General features: G+C 58.1%; 18 protein-coding genes. 6 read left to right on the forward strand and 12 right to left on the reverse strand.

Annotation, left to right across the window (positions count from 1 at the left end; genetic code table 11):
* The first annotated feature begins 153 nt into the window (after positions 1-153).
* Positions 154-1662: a glycerol-3-phosphate dehydrogenase gene (gene glpD / locus AAE045_RS15105; protein ID WP_455548431.1), complete on the forward strand. Its 1509-nt coding sequence runs from the start codon at positions 154-156 to the stop codon at positions 1660-1662.
* Positions 1663-1747: 85 nt separating this feature from the next.
* Here the strand turns inward: glpD and malT are convergent, their stop codons facing one another.
* Positions 1748-4453 carry an HTH-type transcriptional regulator MalT gene (gene malT / locus AAE045_RS15110; RefSeq protein WP_455548432.1) on the reverse strand — a complete coding sequence of 902 codons (2706 nt, stop codon included), beginning with the start codon at positions 4451-4453 and terminating at the stop codon, positions 1748-1750.
* Positions 4454-4972: 519 nt separating this feature from the next.
* Between malT and malP the strand changes: the two genes are divergently transcribed.
* Entirely contained in the window at positions 4973-7375 is a 2403-nt protein-coding gene (gene malP, locus AAE045_RS15115; protein ID WP_455548433.1) for a maltodextrin phosphorylase, read from the forward strand.
* A 9-nt stretch (positions 7376-7384) separates the two neighbouring features.
* Positions 7385-9466, forward strand: a complete 2082-nt coding sequence (malQ, locus tag AAE045_RS15120) for a 4-alpha-glucanotransferase (protein WP_455548434.1) — start codon at positions 7385-7387, stop codon at positions 9464-9466.
* Between the two features lie 268 nt (positions 9467-9734).
* Here the strand turns inward: malQ and nfuA are convergent, their stop codons facing one another.
* Both nfuA and gntX read right to left on the reverse strand, forming a co-directional pair.
* A complete protein-coding gene (gene nfuA / locus AAE045_RS15125) occupies positions 9735-10310 on the reverse strand; it encodes a Fe-S biogenesis protein NfuA (protein WP_271127687.1) in 576 nt (191 codons plus the stop codon).
* A 58-nt stretch (positions 10311-10368) separates the two neighbouring features.
* On the reverse strand, positions 10369-11052 hold the full coding sequence (gntX, locus tag AAE045_RS15130) for a DNA utilization protein GntX (RefSeq protein WP_455548435.1): 684 nt from the start codon (positions 11050-11052) through the stop codon (positions 10369-10371).
* A 38-nt stretch (positions 11053-11090) separates the two neighbouring features.
* Here gntX and bioH point away from each other — a divergent pair, with 38 nt between their 5' ends.
* Entirely contained in the window at positions 11091-11867 is a 777-nt protein-coding gene (gene bioH, locus AAE045_RS15135) for a pimeloyl-ACP methyl ester esterase BioH (protein WP_455548436.1), read from the forward strand.
* A 7-nt stretch (positions 11868-11874) separates the two neighbouring features.
* Here bioH and feoC read toward each other — a convergent pair whose 3' ends face one another.
* From feoC to greB, 5 genes are all read right to left on the reverse strand, one after another.
* A complete protein-coding gene (feoC, locus tag AAE045_RS15140) occupies positions 11875-12114 on the reverse strand; it encodes a [Fe-S]-dependent transcriptional repressor FeoC (protein WP_455548437.1) in 240 nt (79 codons plus the stop codon).
* An 18-nt stretch (positions 12115-12132) separates the two neighbouring features.
* Complete coding sequence (feoB, locus tag AAE045_RS15145) at positions 12133-14454, reverse strand: Fe(2+) transporter permease subunit FeoB (protein WP_455548438.1); 2322 nt, start codon at positions 14452-14454, stop codon at positions 12133-12135.
* A 54-nt stretch (positions 14455-14508) separates the two neighbouring features.
* Positions 14509-14733: a ferrous iron transporter A gene (gene feoA / locus AAE045_RS15150; protein WP_455548439.1), complete on the reverse strand. Its 225-nt coding sequence runs from the start codon at positions 14731-14733 to the stop codon at positions 14509-14511.
* A gap of 568 nt (positions 14734-15301) precedes the next feature.
* Complete coding sequence (locus AAE045_RS15155; RefSeq protein WP_455548440.1) at positions 15302-17635, reverse strand: Tex family protein; 2334 nt, start codon at positions 17633-17635, stop codon at positions 15302-15304.
* Positions 17636-17766: 131 nt separating this feature from the next.
* Positions 17767-18240 (reverse strand): transcription elongation factor GreB, encoded by a 474-nt coding sequence (gene greB / locus AAE045_RS15160; protein WP_455426593.1) that lies wholly within the window; start codon positions 18238-18240, stop codon positions 17767-17769.
* Between the two features lie 238 nt (positions 18241-18478).
* Between greB and ompR the strand changes: the two genes are divergently transcribed.
* Both ompR and envZ read left to right on the forward strand, forming a co-directional pair.
* On the forward strand, positions 18479-19198 hold the full coding sequence (gene ompR, locus AAE045_RS15165; protein ID WP_001157751.1) for an osmolarity response regulator transcription factor OmpR: 720 nt from the start codon (positions 18479-18481) through the stop codon (positions 19196-19198).
* Entirely contained in the window at positions 19195-20547 is a 1353-nt protein-coding gene (gene envZ, locus AAE045_RS15170; protein WP_455548441.1) for a two-component system sensor histidine kinase EnvZ, read from the forward strand. The genes ompR and envZ overlap by 4 nt, the downstream gene beginning before the upstream one ends.
* A gap of 109 nt (positions 20548-20656) precedes the next feature.
* Here envZ and pckA read toward each other — a convergent pair whose 3' ends face one another.
* The 4 genes from pckA to yrfG all read right to left on the reverse strand — a co-directional run bounded on the left by pckA (position 20657) and on the right by yrfG (position 24558).
* Positions 20657-22276, reverse strand: a complete 1620-nt coding sequence (gene pckA / locus AAE045_RS15175) for a phosphoenolpyruvate carboxykinase (ATP) (RefSeq protein WP_455548442.1) — start codon at positions 22274-22276, stop codon at positions 20657-20659.
* Between the two features lie 297 nt (positions 22277-22573).
* Positions 22574-23452: an Hsp33 family molecular chaperone HslO gene (gene hslO, locus AAE045_RS15180; RefSeq protein ID WP_455548443.1), complete on the reverse strand. Its 879-nt coding sequence runs from the start codon at positions 23450-23452 to the stop codon at positions 22574-22576.
* A gap of 24 nt (positions 23453-23476) precedes the next feature.
* A complete protein-coding gene (hslR, locus tag AAE045_RS15185) occupies positions 23477-23878 on the reverse strand; it encodes a ribosome-associated heat shock protein Hsp15 (protein WP_455548444.1) in 402 nt (133 codons plus the stop codon).
* 2 nt (positions 23879-23880) lie between these two features.
* A complete protein-coding gene (yrfG, locus tag AAE045_RS15190) occupies positions 23881-24558 on the reverse strand; it encodes a GMP/IMP nucleotidase (protein ID WP_455548445.1) in 678 nt (225 codons plus the stop codon).
* Between the last annotated feature and the right edge of the window lie 20 nt (positions 24559-24578).

The raw sequence follows: 24578 nt of genomic DNA on the forward strand, positions 1-24578 counted from the left end.
AAGCGAAAGCCAGCTCCGGCCGCTGATATTAACGCCATAATGTTATCCATATCACGCAGAAATGTTTTTTTTTCGTTACCAAAAGTCCGGTCACTTGCTATTATGAGCGATAACGAACATTTATGAGCTTTAACGAAAGTGTGTGAGGGCAGCATGGAAACCAAAGATCTGATTGTCATTGGCGGCGGTATCAACGGCGCCGGTATTGCAGCTGACGCCGCGGGCCGCGGCCTGTCCGTGCTAATGCTGGAGGGGCAGGACCTGGCCTGCGCCACCTCATCCGCCAGCTCGAAATTAATCCACGGCGGCCTGCGCTACCTGGAACACTACGAATTCCGCCTGGTGAGCGAAGCGCTCGCCGAACGTGAGGTGCTGTTGAACATGGCGCCGCATATTGCTTTCCCGATGCGCTTCCGCCTGCCGCACCGCCCGCATCTGCGCCCGGCGTGGATGATCCGTATCGGTCTGTTTATGTACGACCATCTGGGCAAGCGCACCAGCCTGCCTGCTTCTACCGGTTTGCGTTTTGGCGCAGATTCGGTACTGAAGCCCGAAATCGTGCGCGGTTTCGAATATTCTGACTGCTGGGTGGACGATGCGCGACTTGTGCTGGCGAACGCGCAGATGGTGACCCAAAAAGGCGGCGAGGTGAAAACCCGCACCCGCGCAACCAGCGCCCGCCGTGAAAACGGCCACTGGATTGTGGAAGCGCAGGACATCGACACCGGCGAAACCTTTACCTGGCGTGCGCGCGGCCTGGTTAACGCCACTGGGCCGTGGGTAAAAGACTTCTTCGACGACGGACTGAAACTGCCGTCTCCTTATGGTATCCGCCTGATCAAGGGCAGCCATATCGTGGTGCCGCGCGTGCACAACCAGAAGCAGGCGTACATTCTGCAAAACGAAGATAAGCGCATCGTGTTCGTGATCCCGTGGATGGACGAATTCTCCATCATCGGCACGACGGACGTGGAGTACAAAGGCGATCCGAAAGCGGTGCACATTGACGAAAGCGAAGTGAAGTACCTGCTGGACGTCTACAACGAACACTTCAAAAAATCCCTGAGCCGTGAAGACGTGGTGTGGACCTACTCCGGCGTGCGCCCGCTGTGTGATGACGAGTCCGACTCTCCGCAGGCGGTCACCCGCGACTACACGCTGGATATTCACGATGAAAACGGCAGGGCACCGCTGCTGTCGGTCTTTGGCGGCAAGCTGACAACCTACCGCAAGCTGGCCGAGCACGCGCTGGACAAGCTGCAAACCTATTACCCTAAAATGGGACCGGCCTGGACGAAAGACAGCAGGCTGCCGGGTGGGGATATCTCCGGCGATCGCGATGATTTCGCCGCCCAGCTGCGCCGCCGCTATTCGTTCCTGAGCGAGGGTCTTGCCCGTCGCTTTGCCCGAACCTACGGCAGCAACAGCGAGCTGATTCTGGCGGATGCGACGAGCATCAGCGATTTAGGCGAAGACTTTGGCCATGAGTTTTACGAGGCCGAGCTGCGCTATCTGGCCGAGCATGAATGGGTAAGACGCGTGGAGGATGCTATCTGGCGGCGGACGAAATTAGGCATGTGGCTGACGGACGAACAGCAGGCGCGGGTGGCGCAGTGGCTGGCAAAGCGGAACGGTAAGGCCCGGCTCTCTTTGGCTTCTTAACGTTAAACGTCGGATGGCGCAGGCTTATCCGACCTACGAATTCAAAGATTCAGGGCGGGTGAGCGAAAACGCCATCCGCCATTTATCAGACCCCATACCCCATCATCTTCAGCAGCTTCTGCGCATGCTGCACCGCGTCCTGGCGGTGCGCGACCCCCAGCTTTTGGTACAGGTTACGGATGTGCGTTTTTATGGTCGTGGCCGCCACGTCCAGCTCCCCCGCGATCTGATCGTTACTGTAACCCGAATAAATCAGCCCCAGAACCTGCCATTCACGCTGGGTGAGCGGGCTGGTGCGGATAAGCTCCGGCACCTCCGGGTGGGTCAGCAGACGGTTAACGAAGTTCTCGTCGAAGTGGGCAAACTTGTGGCGATGGTGCTGGTTAATCTCGCGCAGGATGCGCTGAGCGCGATGCTGGTCCAGCTCCGGCAGGGTATTGAGCTGAATCAGCTGGCGGAGCTGCTGCGCCATCGCCTCACCCTCAATCACGAAATGGCTGATAAACCCGGTGCGGTTAGCCAGCGACAGCGCCTCCATCAGCACGCGCTGCGCGTCGCTCTTGCGGCCAGACTGCCAGTAAAGCTGGTTGAGCAGCAGCAGGTTGCGGTTGAGGTCGCTCATCAGGCGCAGGCTGCGCGCGTTTTCGTTTAGCTCTTCCAGCACCATTTCCGCCGGGTCGAATTCACCGAGCAGGATCTGCGCGCGGGCGATGTTGCGCCACTGGCTCTGCAGGAAGTGGTTATTGGCAAACTCTGGTTTTGGCGTCAGGCGCAGCCAGTTGGCGGCGGATTTTTTATCGCCGATCATCTGCCAGTAAATCACCCGCACTTTATCGGCGTTCGATACCCAGTCGCTGTGGTACGGCCCGTTGCCTAACAGGTTTTCCAGACGGTTAAGGTGATTACGGGCGTTGTCCAGGTCCCCACGGGCCAGCGAGCACTGGACCAGTAAGGCCAGGCACTGCAGCTGTTGCTGGGGCTGATAACCGGCGAGCACTTCCACACCATAACGCGCGGAGGCTTCTGCCTCATCGAGGCGCGACCAGGCCCACAGCAGCTGCGCGCGAATGCGCAGCAGGAACTCATGCAGCGGCAGCTGTTCAAGATGCTGCTCGCGAATAAGAATGAACGCTTTTTCCTGCGTCTCCCACGCCGCCTGCAAAAAGCCCTGCGCCAGCAGGATTTCACTTTGCTGGATCAGGCTCCACAGCGCGTAATGCCAGACGTCGTGGCGGCGGGACATCTGCTCGGTCTGCTGCATGACGGAAAGGGATTTCGTTAGGTCACCTTTGCAGTGCAGCACTTCGCCGTGAACGGACGTTGCCACAATGCGGCTGTAATAATTCGCCAGCGGCAGCATATCGAGAGCGACCATCGCCAGCCGTTCGGCTTCTTCCGGATCGCCGTCGTTAATGGCGACCTGCGCGCGCAGGGCGTTAAATTCGCCGTGCAGCGTGTCGTCCATTTCAAGATTCATTTCCTGCTCGGCCCGCGCCAGCAGCAGGTTAACTTCGTTGTAGCGGTGCTGGCTTTGCATCAGCCAGGCCTGCAGCAGCACCAGCTTAGGATTTTCCAGCAGGCTTTCCCACGGCAGGGCTTTCAGCGACTCTTCCAGCAGCGCCAGCTCGCTGTGGTTAAACAGCGCCCACGCGTGGTGCAGCAGGATATCGCGCAGCATATTGGCGTCGCCCGCAGCGAGCGCGTGGTGAATGGCTTCGCTCGGGAAGCCTTGCGCCATCCAGCTTTCGGCGGCGGCACGGTGAATATCGGGTAATTCGGCGGCGAGCTCCCACTGGCAGCGCTGGCGCAGGAAGCTGCCGAACAGCGGATGGAAGCAGAACCATTCGCCTGAGTCGTCCATACGCTGCAAAAACAGCCCCTGGCGCTCGGTCTCTTCCAGCCGCATCTGGCCGTTCTCTTCACCCGTTACGCGCACGATCAGCGCATCGTTCATTGAGCGAAGGATAGAACTCCGTAACAGGAAGTTTCGCGTGTCGGCATCGACATTATCGAGCACTTCATCCACCAGATAGTCGGACAGGTGGCTGGCATTGATGCCTGACAGGCGGCGTGCGGAATGGTGCGTCGGGGTGTTGGTCTGGCGTGCGGAGAGGGCGATAAGCTGGAGGGCGGTTGCCCATCCGGCAACGTCGTCGCACAGGCGGCTGCTGTCCGCAGGCTCTATGGGCGCGTTCAGGCGGCAGTCAAAGAACTGCTTCGCTTCCTGATGGGTGAAGGCAAGCTGCTGGCTGCCGATTTCCAGCAGCTGGTCGCGCACGCGCAGATTAGCAATGCCGAGCTGCGGGAGATTACGCGACAGCACCACCAGCGTCAGATTTTCAGGCTGGTGGCGGATGAAAAAGCGCATCGCTTCGTGAATAACCGGGTTGTTGATCAGGTGGTAGTCGTCGATCACCAGGAACAGCGGACGGTGCCACTCCGCCAGCTCGATAAACAGCTGGGCAAACAGCGACGAGAGGCTGGCGTACTGGCGCTTCTGGGCCATCACTTCACTACTGACACAGTGGCCGCCCGTCGCCTGCTGAACGGCGGTGATCAGGTAGCTGGCAAAGCGTTCCTGCTGGTTGTCGCCCTCATCAAGGGAGTACCAGCCCAACTCATTTTTCCCTGCGGCCCACTGGGAGACCAGCGTGGTTTTGCCATAGCCTGCCGGGCTTGTTACCAGCGCCAGCCGATAGTTGGCGGCGGTGGACAATTTCACCAGCAGACGGTCGCGAACCACGGTATTTTCCAGCCGTACCGGGCGACTCAATTTGGATGGGATCAACATAGTCAGTCACTTCACTGTGTCTTTTCCGTCATTTTTCGAGCCGCAGCCGGAGAGGGTTGCAGCGCGACAGATGCAGGAAAAAAGATTAAGGAATGATTTTTTTTACGCTTCGTAATTAATGCCTGAATGTAAGGTCGGCCAGATTGCACTTTATTGCAAGAATGTTGAACTTTTCGTGCCTGGTAAGTTGCACCTTGTCACAATTCCATATTTTTAAGTAATAAGTTTCATGCTAGCCATTCATTTGACGCGGTGTGAAGCTGCATGAAATCCGCGCCCGGCCTGAAAAGAAAGCGGTTTCAGTCGAAAGCCTTAAACGAACGTAATTGGTCGTTTGTTGTCCGAATCTGGGGCGGTCTGACGCCCTCGCGGAGCAGGCGTTTAGAGGTGGCGATCACACTTTTCACTCATCCCCACCGCTCCTCCCCGTCTAATCCCCCTCAGGATGAGGAATAAGCCCATGCTGCCCGGCACACTAGCGGGCAATGAATTTAGAACAATCACAGGACCCGATTCCCTATGTCACAGCCGACCTTCAATAAAGCACAATTTCAGGCTGCGCTGACCCGCCAGTGGCAGCGTTTTGGCCTGCATTCAGCGCAGGATATGACCCAGCACCAGTGGTGGCAGGCCGTGAGCGGCGCGTTAGCCGAGCTGCTGGCCGCCCAGCCGGTTGCGAAACCGCAGGCGAAACAGCGTCATGTTAACTACATCTCCATGGAATTCCTGATTGGCCGCCTGACGGGCAACAACCTGCTGAACCTCGGCTGGTATCAGGAGGTGGCGGATGAGCTGAAAGGCTTTGATATCAATCTGACCGACCTGCTTGAAGAAGAGACTGACCCGGCGCTGGGCAACGGCGGGCTGGGGCGTCTGGCAGCCTGTTTCCTGGATTCCATGGCGACGGTCGGCCAGTCGGCGATTGGCTACGGCCTGAACTACCAGTACGGCCTGTTCCGCCAGTCCTTCAAAGACGGCCAGCAGATGGAGGCGCCGGACGACTGGCATCGCGGCAGCTACCCGTGGTTCCAGCATAATTCCGCTCTCGACGTGCAGGTTGGCGTGGGCGGCAAAGTAATCAAAGACGGCAAGACCCTCCGCTGGGAACCGGCGTTTATCTTCCAGGGCGAAGCCTGGGATCTACCGGTGCTGGGCTACCGTAACGGCGTCGCCCAGCCGCTGCGCCTGTGGCAGGCTAAGCATGCCCATCCGTTTGACCTGACTAAATTCAACGACGGCGATTTCCTGAAGGCAGAGCAGCAGGGCATCGACGCGGAAAAGCTGACCAAGGTTCTCTACCCGAACGACAACCATCTGAACGGCAAAAAGCTGCGCCTGATGCAGCAGTATTTCCAGTGCGCCTGCTCCGTGGCGGACATTCTGCGTCGCCATCACCTGGCGGGCCGTAAGCTGGCAGAGCTGGCGGATTACGAAGTGATCCAGCTTAACGACACTCACCCGACCATCGCCATTCCTGAGCTGCTGCGCGTGCTGATCGACGAGCACCAGATGAGCTGGGACGACGCCTGGGCTATCACCAGCAAAACCTTCGCCTACACCAACCACACGCTGATGCCGGAAGCGCTGGAGTGCTGGGACGAGAAGCTGGTGAAGGCGCTGCTGCCGCGCCACATGCAAATCATCAACGAAATCAACGCCCGCTTTAAAAAGCTGGTGGATAAGACCTGGCCGGGCGACGAGGCGGTGTGGGCGAAGCTTGCGGTGGTGTACGACAAGCAGGTGCGCATGGCGAACATGTGCGTAGTGAGCGGCTTTGCGGTCAACGGCGTCGCCGCGCTGCACTCCGATCTGGTAGTCAAAGATCTGTTCCCGGAATACCACCAGCTGTGGCCGAACAAATTCCACAACGTCACCAACGGCATTACGCCGCGCCGCTGGATCAAGCAGTGCAACCCTGCGCTTGCCGGGCTTCTCGACAAGAAGCTGAAGAAAGAGTGGGCGAACGATCTGGACGTGCTGGAAGGGCTGGAAAAATACGCCGATGACGCGAAGTTCCGCAAGGAATATCGCGACATCAAATACCAGAACAAAGTGAAGCTGGCGGCGTTCGTGAAGGCGCGTACCGGCATCGTCATCAGCCCAGATGCGCTGTTCGACGTGCAAATCAAACGTCTGCACGAATATAAGCGTCAGCACCTTAACCTGCTGCACATCCTGGCGCAGTACAAAGAGATCCGCGAGAACCCGCAGGCTGACCGCGTGCCGCGCGTCTATCTGTTCGGCGCGAAAGCGGCGCCTGGCTACTACCTCGCCAAGAACATCATCTTTGCTATCAACAAGGTTGCGCAGGCGATTAATAACGACCCGGTAGTTGGCGACAAGCTGAAAGTGGTGTTTATCCCGGATTACTGCGTCTCTGCTGCGGAAATCATGATCCCGGCGGCGGATATCTCGGAGCAGATTTCTACTGCGGGTAAAGAGGCTTCCGGCACCGGCAACATGAAACTGGCGCTGAACGGAGCGCTGACCGTGGGCACCCTGGACGGTGCGAACGTTGAAATCGCCGAGAAGGTGGGCAACGAGAACATCTTTATCTTCGGCCACACGGTGGAAGAAGTGAAGGCGCTCAAGGCCAAAGGCTACGACCCGGTTAAATGGCGTAAGAAAGATAAAGTGCTGGATGCGGTGCTGAAAGAGCTGGAGAAAGGTATTTACGCCGACGGCGATAAGCATGCCTTCGACCAGATGCTGCACAGCATCGGCAAGCAGGGCGGCGACCCGTACCTGGTCATGGCGGACTTCACGGCCTACGCCGAAGCGCAGAAGCTGGCGGATGCCCTCTACCTCGACCAGGAAGCCTGGACGCGCGCCGCCATCCTGAACACCGCCCGCTGCGGCATGTTCAGCTCGGATCGCTCAATCCGCGATTACCAGCAACGCATCTGGCAGGCGAAGCGCTAAGGGGACGACATGGACAGCAAACGCCTTGATAACGCCGCGCTGGCGGCAGGAATAAGCCCAAACTACATCAATGCTCACGGCAAGCCGCAGGCCATTCCGGCGGAGACCAAGCTGCGTTTGCTGGAAGCCATGAGCCGTACCGCTGCCCCTAAAAAGGTGGCGGTCGCGCCGGTGCCCAACGTGCAGGTATTTACCGCCGGAACCAGAATGGCGCTGCCGCTGGAGGGCCACGGCGAATTCAGCTGGCAGCTCACCACGGAAGAGGGAAAGCATCATAAGGGGCACGCGCAGGCCGGTAAGACGCTGGCGCTGCCCGCAAAGCTGCCGGAGGGCTACCACGATCTGACCGTCAGCCAGAACGAACATCTGTGGCAGTGCCGCGTCATTGTCGCGCCGAAGCGCTGCTATGAGCCGGACGCCCTGCTGCAGGACAAGAAGCTGTGGGGTGCCTGCGTACAGCTCTATACGCTGCGTTCGGACCACAACTGGGGCATCGGTGACTTTGGCGATCTGCAGCGCATGCTGGTGGACGTGGCGAAGCGCGGCGGGTCGTTTATCGGCCTGAACCCGATTCACGCGCTTTACCCGGCTAACCCGGAGAGCGCCAGCCCGTACAGCCCTTCATCGCGCCGCTGGCTGAACGTGATTTATATCGACGTCAACGGCGTGGATGACTTCCTGCTGAGCGATGAGGCGCAGGCCTGGTGGAAGATGCCGAGCACGCAGCAGACTTTGCAGTCGGCGCGTGACGCGCAGTGGGTGGACTATGCCACCGTCACCGCGCTGAAAATGGCGGCGCTGCACATGGCCTGGAAACAGTTTTCGCTGCGCACCGCTCGCGATGAGCAGGTGCAGGCGTTCCAGGCATTTGTGGCCAACGGCGGCGACAGCCTTTATTACCAGGCGGCTTTCGACGCGCTGCACGCTTATCAGGTGAAAGAAGATGAGATGCGCTGGGGCTGGCCGGTCTGGCCGGAAGGCTTCCGCGATGCGCACAATCCCGAAGTCAAAGCGTTCTGTCAGGAACACAGCGATGAGGTGAATTTCTGCCTCTGGCTGCAGTATCTGGCCCACGTCCAGTTTGCAGCCTGCTGGCAGACCAGCCAGGGCTTTAAGATGCCGATTGGCCTGTATCGCGACCTGGCGGTTGGCGTGGCGGAAGGCGGCTCGGAAACCTGGTGCGACCGGGAGCTGTACTGCCTGAAGGCCTCGGTTGGCGCACCGCCGGATATTCTTGGCCCGCTGGGCCAGAACTGGGGCCTGCCGCCGATGGATCCGCACGTCATCGTGGCCCGTGGCTATCAGCCTTACATCGAAATGCTGCGCGCGAACATGACCAACTGCGGCGCGCTGCGCATTGACCACGTTATGTCGATGCTGCGCCTGTGGTGGATCCCCTACGGCGAAACGGCGGATAAAGGTGCCTACGTGCACTATCCGGTGGACGATCTGCTGTCGATTCTGGCGCTGGAAAGCAAGCGTCATAACTGTATGGTGATCGGCGAGGATCTGGGTACGGTGCCGGTGGAAATCGTCGGCAAGCTGAAGGACAGCGGCGTTTACTCGTATAAAGTGCTCTATTTTGAACACGACAACGAGAAGCGGTTCCGCGCGCCTCAGTCATGGCCAAAACAGTCCATGGCGGTAGCGACCACCCACGATTTACCAACGCTGCGAGGCTACTGGGAAAGCGGCGATCTGACGCTGGGTAAAACCCTGGGGCTGTATCCGGATGCGGAAGTACTGAGCGAGCTGTATCAGGATCGCGAACGTGCGAAGCAGGGCCTGCTGGAAGGGCTGCACAAGTATGGCTGCCTGCCGAAGCGGGCCGGACATAAAGCATCGCTGATGGCGATGACGGCAACGCTCAACCGTGGGATGCAGCGCTATATCGCAGACAGCGGCAGTGCGCTGCTGGGATTACAGCCGGAAGACTGGCTGGGCATGGCGGAACCGGTAAATATTCCGGGGACGAGCTACCAGTACAAGAACTGGCGCCGCAAGCTGTCGACCTCGCTTGAAGCTATGTTTGCCGACGCCGGGGTGAATAAGCTGCTGAAGGATTTGGATAAGCGGCGTAAGAAGGGTTAACGGCAAAACTGACGGCGGATGACGCGCTGCTTATCCGCCCTACGGTAAAGATTCGTAGGGTGGAAAATAACAGACGTCATCCACCACAATGATCAGTCGTAGGGTGGATAAGCGACAGCGTCATCCACCACAAGTATCAGTCGTAGGGTGGAAAATAACAGACGTCATCCGCCACAATGATCAGTCGTAGGGTGGAAAATAACAGACGTCATCCGCCACAATGATCAGTCGTAGGGTGGATAAGCGACAGCGTCATCCACCACAAGTATCAGTAATAAGAGTGCTCACCGCGCTGGTGTTCGGTCAGGTCGCGAACGCCTTTCAGCTCCGGGAATTCAGCCAGCAGCTGCTTCTCGATGCCTTCTTTCAGGGTCACGTCCACCATAGAACAGCCGTTGCAGCCGCCGCCGAACTGCAGGATGGCGAAGCCTTCATCGGTGATCTCCATCAGCGTTACGCGGCCGCCGTGGCCTGCCAGCTGCGGGTTAACCGTTGCCTGCAGCATGTACTCAACGCGCTCCATCAGCGGCGCATCGTCAGCCACTTTGCGCATTTTGGCGTTCGGGGCTTTCAGCGTCAGCTGGGAACCGAGCTGGTCGGTTACGAAGTCGATTTCAGCATCTTCGAGGTAAGGCGCGCTCAGCTCGTCCACGTAGGCGGTCAGCTGCTCGAATTTCAACGCTGTATCTGAAGCTTCTACCGCATCCGGCGGGCAATAGGACACCCCGCACTCCGCGTTTGGAGTACCTGGGTTGATAACAAATACGCGAATTTGCGTCCCTTCTTCCTGTCCCGCCAGCAGTTTGGCGAAGTGGGATTGTGCAGTATCGGAAATACGGATCATAACGATTGCTCAATAGTTGACTATTTTAGTCGGTTATAATACGCCCATCATCGAGGGTCTACAAGGTTCGACAAAGGCACCATACCTGGATAGTCGCCGCGCCCTGCTTTTTCAGCAGCCGCGCAATTTCCGCCACGGTACTGCCCGTCGTGACGACATCATCCACAATAACCATATGGCGGCCCGCCAGCGGAATATCAACCCTGAACGCCCCCTTAAGATTGCCTCGCCGCTGCCTTGCGGTGAGCTGATGCTGCGTGGCCGTTGGCCTGACGCGGCGGACGGCCGTGGGCTGGTACTCACAGTTTAACCAGCGGGCGAGGGGGATGGCGAGGAGGGCGCTCTGGTTATATCCCCGGCGCCAGGCCCGGCGGGCGTGAAGGGGGGCTGAAACGATGACGTCCGGCCTGAAATAATCCCCCCTGCGGCGGCTATCCAGCACTTTTAGCAAAATTAAGCGGGCCAGCGCCGGGGCGAGCGCGGTGGCGCCCGCAAACTTCAAGCGATGAACAAGCTTGCTCAGCGGCGGCTGATAGTCCGTGACTAAGAGTAATCTGTCCCACGACGGCGGATTTAGCAGGCACCTGCCGCAGGGCGATGCTGTCCACATGGCCGGGAGGCCGCAGCACGGGCAGCAGGGCGGGGCCACCGGCATGGCCGCCGTGCAGCGTGAGCATATCCCCCATGCCGGGCAGGCAAGCGGCATCCGGCATAGCCAACACAGCCCCGGGATTGTTAGCATAGCCACCTCCCTGTATGGCAAAACGAGAACAATAACTGATGAGCAAGCTCTGGTGGCAGACAAAAGGTGAAGGAAAAATCGATCTTGTGCTGCTGCACGGATGGGGACTGAACGCCGAAGTGTGGCATTGCATCGTTGAGGAACTCGGCTCGCAGTTTCGCTTACATCTGGTTGATTTGCCGGGCTACGGCCGAAGCCAGGGGTTTGGCGCGCTGACGCTGGAAGAGATGGCGGAGGTTGTGCTGGCGCAGGCACCTCAGCAGGCTATCTGGCTCGGCTGGAGCCTGGGCGGGTTGGTGGCAAGCCGGGTCGCTTTGAGACATCCTGAGCGCGTGCGCGGATTAATCACCGTGGCTTCATCGCCTTGTTTTACCGCCCATGAAGAGTGGCCCGGCATTAAGCCGGACGTGCTCGCCGGGTTCCAGCGGCAGCTAAGTGAGGATTTTCAGCGGACGGTAGAGCGCTTCCTCGCGCTGCAAACGCTGGGCACGGAGACGGCCCGCCAGGACGCTCGCCAGCTTAAAGCGGTGGTGCTGGAACAGCCAATGCCGGAGGTAGATGTACTTAACGGCGGGCTGGAGATCCTGAAAACCGTCGACCTGCGTGAAGAGATGGACAAGCTAACCGTGCCTCTGTTGCGCCTTTACGGTTATCTTGACGGGCTGGTGCCGCGCAAAATCGCGGGGCTGCTGGATGAGCGCTACCCGCAAAGCGGCTCCGCTATTTTCCCGAAGGCCGCCCACGCGCCGTTTATTTCGCATCCCGCTGAGTTCTGCGAGCAGATTTATCAGTTCGCAAAGCTTGTTGATGAATAGCGATGGTTTAGCCCTGCAGCACCCAGACTTCCCGCAGGCATTTTTTTCCTTCGGGGCAGCTCTTGCAGCTCCCCGTCAGGCAGTCTCTCGGGTCTTCCTCAACCCGCATCGCTTTACCCATCGCCTCTAAGCGACCGAGCATGGCGTTCACCAGCGGCAGCGGGGTGGCGAGCAGCTGGCTTATCTGTGCGGCATCCATACGGCCCTGCAGGGCCAGTGTGTTACGAATATCAATTAAGCTCGCCATAACTTCCCCCTGTTGCCCTTAGTGACAGTCGCCGGTGCTGGCTTCACAGCAGGCAGCCGCTGCCGTTTTACGGGTCGACATCAGGCTGAGGTTCACACGGCTACGCGCACGGCGCAGGCCGCCCATTAACACCACGTTAAACAGGATCACCACCAGAATGCAGATCAGGCTGTACTGCGGATGTTCTTTGAACGACACGGTCTGGTAGTAGAGCGTGGAGAGAGAATAAGCGATATTCAGCCCCCACAGGATGGAGAAGGTCATCCAGCCACGGCTCGACTCGCGGGCAACTGCGCCCATCACCGAAATGCACGGGATATAGAGCAGGACGAAAATCAGGTAGCTGTAGGCCGCCGCCGCGCTGCCGAACTTGTCGCTCATCACGCCCATTGCGCCGGTCGCCATTTCGCCGTCGCCTTTGCTGGCTTCGATGGGGTTGGCCAGCACGCTCAGGCTGAAGGTGTCTTTCAGGCTTTGCCAGGTTTCCCCGGCGGCACCGCCCAGTTCGTCCCACAGGTTGAAGCTGGCGGCGTCAAACTCTTCGTTATGCATGTCTTCCGCGGTGTAGAGGGTGTTGAGCGTCCCCACCACGACCTCTTTCGCCATCGCACCGGTAAACAGCCCTACGGTGGCCTGCCAGTTATCTTCATGCACGCCGATTGGCTTAAGCAGCGGGGTCAGAACTTTACTGACGGAGGCCAGCGCCGAATCGTTGATGTTGTCCACCGGCTTGCCGCTGAACGAGAAGCTGTTCAGGGCACCGATGAAAATACTGACGATGACAATCACCTTACCGGCGCGCAGCACGAAGCCCTTCAGGCGCTGCCAGGTCTGCATCAGCAGGCTTTTCAGGTGCGGCACGTGATAGACCGGCAGCTCCATCACGAACGGCGTCGCTTCACCGCGCATGATGGTGTACTTGAGCATCAGCCCGGTCAGGATCGCCATTACGATGCCGAGAATGTAGAGGGAGAAGACAACCAGCGCGCCTTCCTGCCCGAAGAACGCGGCGGCAAAGACGGCAAAAATGGCCAGACGCGCGCCGCAGGACATAAACGGTGCCATCATGATGGTCATCAGGCGTTCACGCGGGGCGTCCAGGGTTCGTGCACCCATCACGGACGGCACGTTACAGCCGAAGCCGACAATCAGCGGCACGAAGGATTTGCCCGGCAGGCCGAGCGCCTGCATCAGCCTGTCCATCACGAACGCCGCGCGGGCCATGTAGCCGGAATCCTCAAGGAAGGAGAGGAACAGGTACATCATGCCGATTTGCGGCACCAGCGGCAGCACGGTATTGATACCGCCGCCGATGCCCTGGGCTAAGAAGATGGTCAGCCAGTCCGGGAAGTGCAGCGTGGCGCCAATCCACTGAATGCCGTGAATAAAGATGGCCGCAGAGCCGCCGTCGAAAATAGGCTGCAGCGCGCCGCCGATGTTAATCGCCAGCAGGAACATGACGTACATGACCAGCAAAAAGATCGGCAGGCCGAGGAAGCGGTTCAGGATGATTTTGTCCATCATCGCCGTCATGCGGCTTGGCTCGGCGGTCAGGCTGTTGCTGACGGTATCGCAGACGGCGGCGATGCACTGATAGCGCGCATCGGCAATCAGCAGGGCCGGATCTTCAAGGGTTTGTGCAAGATTTTCACGCGCTTTTTCGAGCTTGTCCGCAGCGCTGCCGGCAAAGGCCTGGCTGTAAATATCGCCTTCGAGCATTTGCAGGGCCAGCCAGCGGCGCTGCTGTTCCGGCATCTCGCCGGACATGTCCGCCGCCAGGCTGTCGACTTCTTTGAGCAGCGCGGGCGGGTAAAGCACCAGGTCCGGGCGGCCGTTAGGTTCCCGGCGGTCGATGGCGAGCTTCAGCCCTTCGATGCCGCGCCCTCGGGTTGATACCAGCGGCACGACAGGGCAGCCAAGGCGGGCGGCAAGGGCATCGATGTCGATGCGGATAGCCTGCTTCTCGGCGATATCGAGCATATTGAGCGCCACAACGCAGGGAATGCCCAGCTCCAGCAGCTGAAGCGTCAGGTAGAGGTTGCGCTCAAGGTTTGACGCGTCGACGACGTTAATCAGCAGGTCGGCGTCGCCGCTCAGAATGTAGTGGCAGGCGATTTGCTCGTCGAGCGAGGTTTGCGACGAGATGGTGGTCAGGGAGTAGGTCCCCGGCAGGTCAACCAGCGTGACTTTGTTATTCAGCGTGGAGAACTGGCCTTCTTTTCGTTCGACGGTGACGCCCGCCCAGTTGCCCACGCGCTGACGTGAGCCCGTCAGCTGATTAAACAGCGTGGTTTTGCCTGAATTGGGATTGCCGATTAAACCTATGGTTAAGTTTTTCATTTTTTCGTGAACTAAAGAGAATTAAAACCAGAGCGCGAACGCCCAACCCGCCTTTCAGGCAACGACTTCGACGTTTAATAATTCGAGATCTTTTTTACGCAGCACCAGGCTTACGCGACGCGTTTCGATATGTACCGGATCGCCTAATGGTGCGACGCGAACAACGTTAAAAGAGGAGCCGGGGAGCATACCCAGAGATAATAATTTCTGACGGTAAGCCGGGCTTATTTCACGGGCAAAGCCGGTTATTTTCCAGGTGCTTTTCGGTATGAAGTGCATAGGACCTTCTTAAGCGAGATGCAGATTTCCCGCTGGCTGAGCTACTGAGTTCACCGGCACGTCCCGTTGCGCGGCGATCGCCTTTTTCTTAAAAGGTAAGGGAAGCGTAATAAACACCACAATGATAATGAGAATGGTTTCTATCAGCAATACTTATTTTATGAACGAGCGCTCATTTTTTATTATTAAATGCAACGGCGGGTGATGATGTCAGTGAGCAAATATTTAGCATTAGCCTTTAATTAAAGCAAATTATTACAAAGGGTTAAGAAGGTAAATAAAACGTAACGTCATTATATTTCGTGGATTAATGTTGCGCAGGCATTTCATGTGTTACATGAATGATGCGCGCAGGTTTATTATTTACACATTCGCCGAAATATAGCTGGCGGGGAACGCTTTATAATGGTTGAGAAAATAACCTGGCTGATAATGAAATGTTATTTATGAATGGTACGTCGGGAAATTAGAACAAATTGTGCTAAATACGGTGGATGACGCTTTGTTTATCCACGCTGACCCATAAAAGGGTGCAGAGCGGGAAAACGCAGCGTCATCCGCCGGAAGGTTAGCTCTTCTTACCAAACGCCGCTGCCAGCGCATCACCCATCGCGCTGTTGCCGCTGCTGGCGTTATCACGCCCGCGCGGTTTTGCCTGCTGCTGGGCAGGGCGGCGCCCGTTGTTCTGCTCGCGTGGCGCGCTGCTGCGGCGGGCGTTGGTTTCGCCCGGCTGCTCGTCAAGGCGCATGGTCAGCGCGATACGTTTACGCTGCAAATCCACTTCCAGCACCTTCACTTTAACAATGTCACCGGCCTTCACCACCTTGTGCGGATCGTCGATGAACTTGTCGGAGAGCGAAGAGATGTGGACCAGGCCGTCCTGGTGCACGCCGATATCCACAAAGGCTCCGAAGTTGGTAACGTTGGTTACCGCGCCTTCCAGCACCATGCCCGGCGTCAGGTCGTTCATGGTTTCCACGCCGTCGGCAAATTTTGCCGTTTTGAATTCAGGGCGAGGATCGCGACCCGGTTTTTCCAGCTCTTTGATGATGTCGGTAACGGTCGGCACGCCAAAGCGTTCGTCGGTAAACTCGCTCGCCTTCAGGCCGCGCAGCGCTTCGCCGTTGCCCATAAGGTCTGCCAGCGCCTGCTCGGTAGCGGCAAGAATACGCTCAACCACCGGATAGGCTTCCGGGTGAACGGTCGAGGCATCCAGCGGGTTGTTGCCGTGGTTAATACGCAGGAAGCCCGCGCACTGCTCAAAGGCTTTTGGCCCAAGGCGGCTGACTTTCAGCAGCTGCTGGCGATCCTGGAAGCGGCCGTTCTCATCGCGCCAGTTAACAATGTTTTGCGCCATCATGCGCGTCAGGCCTGCTACCCGCGTCAGCAGCGGGACTGAAGCGGTGTTCAGATCCACGCCAACGGCGTTCACGCAGTCTTCCACCACCGCATCCAGCTTCTTCGCAAGCTGCGACTGGCTGACGTCGTGCTGGTACTGGCCCACGCCGATGGATTTCGGATCGATTTTCACCAGCTCTGCCAGCGGATCCTGCAAGCGGCGGGCGATGGATACCGCGCCACGGATCGATACATCGAGATCCGGGAATTCCAGCGCGGCCAGCTCGGATGCTGAATAAACGGAAGCGCCCGCTTCGCTGACGATAACCTTCTGGGCGGTAACTTTCGGGAACTGCTGCTGAACGTCGAGGTAGAAACGTTCGGTCTCGCGGGAGGCGGTGCCGTTGCCAATCGCCACCAGCTCCACGTTGTGCTTCTCACACAGCGCAGCCACGGCGGCGGCGGCTTTCGCAGCCTGGCCGGTATGTGGATAGATAGTGTCTGTGGCGACGAGCTTGCCGGTTGAATCGACAACCGCGACTTTTACGCCGGTACGCAGGCCCGGATCCAGCCCCATCGTGGCGCGCAGGCCGGCAGGGGCGGCCATCAGCAGGTCGTGCATGTTGCGGGCAAAGACGTTGATGGCTTCTTCGTCGGCGCGCTCGCGCACGGTGCCCATCAGCTCGGTTTCCAGGTGCATCAGTATTTTGATGCGCCAGGTCCAGCTCACCACGGCGCGACGCCAGGCATCCGCCGGGGCATTGTTCAGGCGCAGGGCGAGATGCTCGATAATCAGCTGTTCGCAGTAGCTTTCACGTGGTGGCTCATCGTGCTGCGGATCGGCGTTCAGCGCCAGCTGCAGGATGCCTTCGTTGCGGCCACGGAACATGGCCAGCGCGCGGTGGGAGGGCACGGTAGCAATAGGTTCGTGATGGTCGAAGTAGTCGCGGAATTTCGCGCCTTCGTCCTCTTTGCCGCTGACAACCGTGGAAACGAGGTGCGCGTTCTTCCACAGGTAGTTTCGAACTTTCGCCAGCAGGGCTGCGTCTTCCGCGAAGCGCTCCATCAGGATATAGCGTGCGCCATCAAGGGCGGCTTTGGTATCGGCGACGCCTTTGTCGGCATCCACAAAGCGGGCGGCTTCCTGTTCCGGCTCGTGGGACGGTTCGTTCCACAGCAGTTCAGCCAGCGGCTCAAGGCCCGCTTCAATGGCAATTTGCCCGCGCGTGCGGCGCTTTTGCTTGTACGGCAGGTATAAATCTTCCAGCTCGGTTTTGCTCAGCGTGCCGCTAATCGCGTTCGCCAGCTCGTCGGTCAGTTTACCCTGCTCGGTAATGGATTTCAGAATGACCTGGCGGCGGTCTTCAAGCTCGCGCAGGTAGCTAAGACGGGTCTCTAACTGACGCAGCTGCGTGTCATCCAGACCGCCGGTGACTTCCTTACGATAACGTGCAATAAACGGCACGGTATTCCCTTCATCAAGAAGACGAACGGCGGCTTCCACCTGTTCGTTTCTGGCATGAAGCTCACTTGCAATAATGCGGCAGAGCGAATCATTCATCATGGCTTTTCATCTGTGTTGAGTAGGTCATTAGGTGCAAAAATCAGGGGACAGTTATACGGATTGGAGGGTGAAAATGCCAGCCGCAGCCCCTGAGTGGCGATTAATCGGACGGTTCTGTGACCGGCATCGTGCTACTTCACGTATTCAATTTTGTTAACGTACCACTGGGCTTCGCCGCCGGGGGTCTGCACGACCGCCAGATCGCCCTCTTCTTTCTTCAGCAGGGCGCGGGCCATCGGCGAGTCGATGGAGATATAATCTTTGCGCCCGAAGATTTCATCGTAGCCGACAATGCGGAAGCGCAGCTGATTGCCGTCGTCATTTTCAATTTCGACCCAGGCGCCGAAGAACACTTTGCCCTCCTGCTGGGGGGAATAGTCGACAATCTTTAGGTATTCGAGGCATTTCGTCAGATAACGGACGCGGCGGTCTATCTCGCGCAGCCGTTTTTTGTTGTACTGGTAGTCGGCGTTTTCACTGCGATCGCCAAGGCTTGCCGCCCACGTGACCTTTTTTGTCACCTCCGGACGCTCTTCTCGCCACAGGTAATCCTTTTCTTGCTTGAGCTTTTCGTAGCCTTCTCGGGTAATCAGCGGCGTTTTCATCAGTAAGCCTTTGGCGTCGGGAACAATGGGAGTGATTTAAACCGATATATCAGGATGATGGCAATCCCCGGTATTTGCGAGTCAGGTCATTCTTTTTGGTGAAAAGGTGCTGATAACCGTCTGTTTAATATGCTTTGTAACAATTTCGACTAGAATGTATACCAGATTTGACTGGTCGTATTGACACAGTTTTTTAAGAATACGCACTCAACTGTTCGAGCCTTTGGGAGTTATAAGAATGCAAGAGAACTATAAAATTCTGGTCGTGGATGACGATATGCGTCTGCGTGCTCTGTTAGAGCGTTATCTGACCGAACAGGGCTTCCAGGTTCGTAGCGTCGCCAACGCGGAACAGATGGATCGCCTGTTAACCCGTGAGTCCTTCCACCTGATGGTGCTGGACCTGATGCTGCCCGGCGAAGATGGCCTGTCTATCTGCCGCCGCCTGCGCAGCCAGAGCAACCCGATGCCGATCATTATGGTCACCGCCAAGGGCGAAGAAGTAGACCGTATCGTGGGCCTGGAAATCGGTGCTGATGACTACATTCCAAAACCGTTTAACCCGCGTGAGCTGTTAGCCCGTATCCGTGCCGTCCTGCGCCGTCAGGCGAACGAACTGCCGGGCGCGCCTTCTCAGGAAGAAGCGGTTATCGCCTTCGGCAAATTCAAGCTGAACCTCGGCACCCGCGAGATGTTCCGTGAAGATGAGCCTATGCCGCTGACCAGCGGTGAGTTCGCGGTGCTGAAAGCGCTGGTGAGCCACCCGCGCGAGCCTCTTTCCCGCGACAAACTGATGAACCTTGCCCGTGGCCGCGAGTACAGCGCCATGGAACGTTCTATCGACGTACAGATCTCCCGCCTGCGCCGCATGGTGGAAGAGGACCCGGCGCATCCGCGCTATATTCAGACCGTTTGGGGTCTGGGCTACGTCTTCGTGCCGGACGGTTCTAAGGCATGAGGCGAGTCCGCTTCTCGCCAAGAAGCTCGTTTGCCCGTACGCTGCTCCTGATCGTCACCCTGCTGTTTGTCAGCCTGGTGACGACCTACCTTGTGGTGCTTAACTTCGCGATCCTGCCTAGCCTGCAGCAGTTTAATAAAGTCCTCGCCTACGAAGTCCGTATGCTGATGACGGATAAGCTGCAGCTTGAAGACGGCACGCAGCTGGTGGTGCCACCGGCCTTTCGCCGTGAGATTTACCGCGAGCTGGGCATTTCCCTCTACTCCAACGAGGCGGCGGAAGATGCTGGCCTGCGCTGGGCGCAGCACTATGAGTTTTTAAGCCAGCAGATGGCGCAGCAGCTGGGTGGCCCGACGGAAGTCCGCGTCGAGGTCAACAAAAGCTCGCCGGTGGTCTGGCTGAAGACCTGGCTGTCGCCGAATATCTGGGTGCGCGTTCCGCTCACCGAGATTCACCAGGGGGATTTCTCGCCGCTGTTCCGCTATACGCTGGCCATTATGCTGCTGGCGATAGGGGGCGCGTGGCTGTTTATCCGCATACAGAACCGACCGCTGGTCGACCTGGAGCACGCTGCGCTTCAGGTCGGTAAAGGAATTATCCCGCCGCCGCTGCGCGAATACGGTGCTTCGGAGGTCCGCTCGGTAACCCGTGCGTTCAACCATATGGCGGCGGGCGTTAAACAGCTGGCGGATGATCGTACGCTGCTGATGGCCGGGGTCAGCCATGACCTGCGAACGCCGCTGACGCGTATCCGTCTTGCGACGGAGATGATGGGCCAGGAGGATGGCTATCTCGCCGAGTCGATCAACAAAGATATCGAAGAGTGCAACGCGATTATCGAACAGTTTATCGACTACCTGCGCACCGGGCAGGAGATGCCGCTGGAAACGGCAGATCTGAACGGCGTGCTGGGCGAAGTGGTGGCCGCAGAAAGCGGCTACGAGCGCGAAATCGAAACCGATTTGCAGGATGGTGAGCTGCTGGTGAATATTCACCCGCTGTCCATCAAGCGTGCGGTTGCCAATATGGTGGTTAACGCCGCCCGCTACGGTAACGGCTGGATCAAAGTCAGCAGCGGCGGCGAGCTGAACCGCGCCTGGTTCCAGGTGGAAGACGACGGCCCGGGGATTAAACCCGAGCAGCTTAAGCACCTGTTCCAGCCGTTTGTGCGCGGCGACAGCGCCCGCACCACCAGCGGCACAGGGCTGGGCCTGGCGATAGTCCAGCGTATTATCGACAACCATAACGGCCTGCTCGATATCGGCAGCAGCGAGCGCGGCGGCTTACGGATCAGGGCTTATCTGCCGCTGCCGATAAGCAAGGTTGTGCCGCAAACCAAAGAAGCCTGATGCGCTGAAAACAAAAAACGAACCCCGAGGGGTTCGTTTTTTTTATGTGGGATGGCGCTGGCGCTTATCCAACCTACAAATCGTTCGAGTCGTAGGCTGAATAAAGAACTTAGATCTTAGGCCCTGCGCTCACTAAGGCCGCACCCGCCGGGGTATCGGTGTACTTCTCAAAGTTAGCCACAAACAGCTTCGCCAGCTGCTCTGCTTTCTCCTGCCACTGTTCCGGTGACGCGTAGGTGTTACGCGGGTCCAGAATATGTGGATCAACGCCCGCCAGTTCGGTCGGGATCGCCAGATCGAACATCGGCAGCGTGAAGGTCTCGGCGTTGTCCAGCGAGCCGTCCAGTATCGCGTCGATGATCGCGCGGGTATCTTTTATCGAGATACGTTTGCCCGTGCCGTTCCAGCCCGTGTTCACCAGATAAGCCTGCGCGCCGGATGCCTGCATGCGCTTCACCAGCACTTCCGCGTACTGCGTTGGGTGCAGCGACAGGAATGCCGCCCCGAAGCAGGCGGAGAAGGTTGGCGTAGGTTCAGTGACGCCGCGCTCGGTGCCCGCCAGCTTCGCGGTAAAGCCAGACAGGAAGTGATACTGCGTCTGGTTTGCCGTCAGGCGGGATACCGGCGGCAGCACGCCAAAGGCGTCTGCGGTCAGGAAAATCACTTTCGTCGCATGGCCCGCTTTTGACACCGGCTTAACGATATTGTCGATGTGGTAAATCGGGTAGGAGACGCGGGTGTTTTCCGTTTTTGAGCTGTCGTCGAAGTCGATGGAGCCGTCGGCACGCACGGTGACGTTTTCCAGCAGAGCGTCGCGACGGATAGCGTGGAAGATGTCCGGCTCCGCCTCTTCAGACAGGCGAATCGTCTTCGCGTAGCAGCCGCCTTCAAAGTTGAACACGCCGTCGTCGTCCCAGCCGTGTTCGTCATCGCCAATCAGGCGGCGTTTCGGATCGGTGGACAGGGTGGTTTTGCCGGTGCCGGAAAGCCCGAAGAACACGGCCACGTCGCCATCTTCACCCACGTTCGCCGAGCAGTGCATGGAAGCAATGCCCTTCAGCGGCAGCAGGTAGTTCATGATGGAGAACATGCCCTTTTTCATTTCGCCGCCGTACCAGGTGCCGCCAATCAGCTGCATGCGCTCGGTAAGGTTAAAGGCCACGAAGTTCTCGGAGTTCAGTCCCTGCTCTTGCCAGTGAGGATTGGTACATTTGGCACCGTTCATCACCACGAAATCAGGTTCAAATGTTGCCAGCTCTTCGTCGGTTGGGCGGATAAACATGTTTTTAACGAAATGAGCCTGCCAGGCCACTTCGGTAATAAAACGTACCGACAGACGCGTGTCCGCATTGGCGCCGCAGAACGCGTCGACAATGAACAAACGTTTACCAGAGAGCTGTTCGGTGACAAGACCCTTCAGGCTGCGCCAGGTCTCTTCAGAAAGGGGTTTATTATCGTTTTTGCCTTTGCCGTTGTCTGCCCACCACAGGGTGTCGCGGGTGGTATCGTCGCGGACAATGTATTTATCTTTCGGGGAACGACCGGTGAAGATACCGGTATCGACTGCTACCGCACCAAGATTTGTTTCTACTCCACGCTCGAAGCCTTGCAGACCGGGGGCCAGCTCTTCGCGGTACAGCGTTTCGTAATCGGGGTTGTAAAGCACCTCACTCGCATCGTGAATACCATAAGCCTTGAGATCCTGCGGGGTTATGCCTTTAACTCGCATTTCACTGCTCCTTAGCCAATTTGTACTGCCTTAGATTGTAGGGTTGTTTATTGGTTGTTAACCGCGACCAAACTCATAGATTTGAGCATCCGACTCAAATCGGGTAGCGGAAAACGCTGTGAGGCTGGTCACAACGGGTGGAGAGTATGGCAGGAATTGGCAAAAGGTCGGGGAAAATAGTCTGAATATGTTAAAAATTAGTGCGATAAACGGACGCTTTGTGATTGAGCGCGCGTTTGCATGCAAACGCGGTTTTTTTTGCTCCCTCTCCTGTGAGAGGAGAGGGAGCTTCAACGATCAATGTACCTGCGGATCCGCCGGAGAGGCATTGTTGCGGATAGCGGCGATGTCCATCGCGTCGAACACGTAGTGGTTACCGCAGTAATCACAGTTCATGTCGATTTCGCCGTCGTCGGCAATAATGCTGTCCACCTCTTCGTCCGGCAGGGTTCTCAGCGCGTCGGCACAGCGCTCACGGGAGCAGGTGCATTTGAACTCAACGGCCTGCGGATCGTAGAGCGTTACCTCTTCTTCGTGGTACAGGCGCCACAGCACGTCGTTAGCAGGCAGGTTCAGCAGCTCTTCGGCTTTAATGGTTTCGGTCAGCGCGGCCAGGTGCGCAAAGTCATCGGCCTGGGCGTCCTGCGCCGGTAACACCTGCAGCAGCATACCGCCCGCAGCGGCTTTGCCGTCCACGTCGCCGGTACGGATGAACAGGCGCGTTGGCAGCTGTTCGGAGCGCAGGAAGTAATCTTCCAGACACTCGGCCAGCGTATCGCCCTCCAGCCCGACAACGCCCTGGTAGCGCTCGCCTTCACTCGGGGTGATGGTGATAACCAGATAGCCGTTGCCGATCAGGGTTTTCATGTCCGCATCCGCAGGGATTTCGCCCTGAACGCGAGCCACGCCGCGCATCTGCTGCTTATTGTTGCCGTTGATCACCGCGAGGTTCATCGGGCCGTCGCCCTGTAGCTGCACGGTGATATCACCGTCAAACTTCAGCGTTGCCGTCAGCAGGCTGGTGGCGACCAGCAGTTCGCCGAGGATCGTTTTTACCGGCTGCGGATAGTCATGGTTTTCCATGATCTGCTGCCAGGTTTCGGAAACCGTCACCAGCTCGCCGCGCACGGCGTAGTTTTCAAACAGGTAACGATGGAGTTGGTCGTGTTGAGCCATAATTTTCTCTCGGTCAGGCGGCAGCTACTCGTTGCCGCCGTGTTTAAATTTCATCAGATCCCGGCGCTCTTTCTTATCCGGGCGACGGTCGGGGTGCGGCATGGTCAGCGCGTTCATCTTGCGGGCCAGCGCCACCTTTTCCCGTTTTTCGACGCTTTGCGCCGTCTCTTCATACAGCAGCGCCGCTTCCGCTGCCGGGCGGCGCTGTTCGGTAATGCCGAGGACGGTCACCGTACGCTCGTCGTTGCCCTGACGCAGCGTCAGCGTCGCGTTCAGCTCAACAAGTTTACTGGGCTTGCTGCGTTGTCCGTTGTAGTGCACCTTGCCGCCCTCAACCATCTCCCTCGCCACGGCGCGGGTTTTGTAAAAGCGGGCGGCCCAAAGCCATTTGTCGAGGCGTACGCCTGTCGCGGGCTTTTCTTTCATGGCTACTCCTTTACGGAAAGCGAAGGGATCAGGCGGCGGTAGTCGTTCAGCGCGGGATGGCGCTGCCAGGTTTTGTCCGTCACGCCGGAGTCAGGGTTAGTGACGCCCAGGCAGTAACGAATACCAAACTGCGCCGCGGCGTCCAGAATCGGCTCGCTGTCGTCAATAAAGACGGTGCGTGCCCCCTCCAGCCCGGTATGCGCAGCGACGGCCTGCCACAAACGCTGATCCTCTTTCGGATAACCAAATGTGTGGGTGGAAAGCAATAAATCAAGGTGCTGGGCTAAACCCGTGTGTTCAAGCTTCACGGCCAGGTTGTGCGGATGCGCATTGGTCAGCAGAATTCGCCTTTTCCCGCACGCTTTCAGCGCCGCAAGAAATGGCGCAGTATCTTCACGCAGTATCGCGTTTGGCCCCTGCGCGGTGGTCATGGCGCAGATATCCAGCCCCAGACGCTCGCTCCAGTAGTCCAGACAGTACCAGTTTAGCGTATGCTGCACGGCGTGATATTCCTGGCGGATAAGCTGGTGGGCTTCATCCAGAGGGATGCCGCGATCGAGGCTGAGGGTTTCCGGGACCAGCTTCTGCCAGAAATGGTTATCAAAGGCGAGATCCAGCAGCGTGCCGTCCATATCGAGCAGCACGGTGTCGACGTCCTGCCAGGCAATATCAATATGCATGGGGTAAACCTGATTGAAGG

The organism is Dryocola clanedunensis, from assembly GCF_038405435.1.
Classification (GTDB): Bacteria; Pseudomonadota; Gammaproteobacteria; order Enterobacterales; family Enterobacteriaceae; genus Dryocola; species Dryocola clanedunensis_A.

Bases quoted from the DNA above. Each gene is read 5' to 3' on its own strand.
- envZ (WP_455548441.1), top strand. From the start codon at position 19,195: ATGAGGCGAGTCCGCTTCTCGCCAAGAAGCTCGTTTGCCCGTACGCTG.
- malT (WP_455548432.1), bottom strand. From the start codon at position 4,453: ATGTTGATCCCATCCAAATTGAGTCGCCCGGTACGGCTGGAAAATACC.
- nfuA (WP_271127687.1), bottom strand. From the start codon at position 10,310: ATGATCCGTATTTCCGATACTGCACAATCCCACTTCGCCAAACTGCTG.
- hslR (WP_455548444.1), bottom strand. From the start codon at position 23,878: ATGAAAGAAAAGCCCGCGACAGGCGTACGCCTCGACAAATGGCTTTGG.
- yrfG (WP_455548445.1), bottom strand. From the start codon at position 24,558: ATGCATATTGATATTGCCTGGCAGGACGTCGACACCGTGCTGCTCGAT.
- malQ (WP_455548434.1), top strand. From the start codon at position 7,385: ATGGACAGCAAACGCCTTGATAACGCCGCGCTGGCGGCAGGAATAAGC.
- feoA (WP_455548439.1), bottom strand. From the start codon at position 14,733: ATGCACTTCATACCGAAAAGCACCTGGAAAATAACCGGCTTTGCCCGT.
- feoC (WP_455548437.1), bottom strand. From the start codon at position 12,114: ATGGCGAGCTTAATTGATATTCGTAACACACTGGCCCTGCAGGGCCGT.
- bioH (WP_455548436.1), top strand. From the start codon at position 11,091: ATGAGCAAGCTCTGGTGGCAGACAAAAGGTGAAGGAAAAATCGATCTT.
- hslO (WP_455548443.1), bottom strand. From the start codon at position 23,452: ATGGCTCAACACGACCAACTCCATCGTTACCTGTTTGAAAACTACGCC.
- ompR (WP_001157751.1), top strand. From the start codon at position 18,479: ATGCAAGAGAACTATAAAATTCTGGTCGTGGATGACGATATGCGTCTG.
- malP (WP_455548433.1), top strand. From the start codon at position 4,973: ATGTCACAGCCGACCTTCAATAAAGCACAATTTCAGGCTGCGCTGACC.
- greB (WP_455426593.1), bottom strand. From the start codon at position 18,240: ATGAAAACGCCGCTGATTACCCGAGAAGGCTACGAAAAGCTCAAGCAA.
- AAE045_RS15155 (WP_455548440.1), bottom strand. From the start codon at position 17,635: ATGATGAATGATTCGCTCTGCCGCATTATTGCAAGTGAGCTTCATGCC.
- feoB (WP_455548438.1), bottom strand. From the start codon at position 14,454: ATGAAAAACTTAACCATAGGTTTAATCGGCAATCCCAATTCAGGCAAA.
- glpD (WP_455548431.1), top strand. From the start codon at position 154: ATGGAAACCAAAGATCTGATTGTCATTGGCGGCGGTATCAACGGCGCC.
- gntX (WP_455548435.1), bottom strand. From the start codon at position 11,052: ATGCTAACAATCCCGGGGCTGTGTTGGCTATGCCGGATGCCGCTTGCC.
- pckA (WP_455548442.1), bottom strand. From the start codon at position 22,276: ATGCGAGTTAAAGGCATAACCCCGCAGGATCTCAAGGCTTATGGTATT.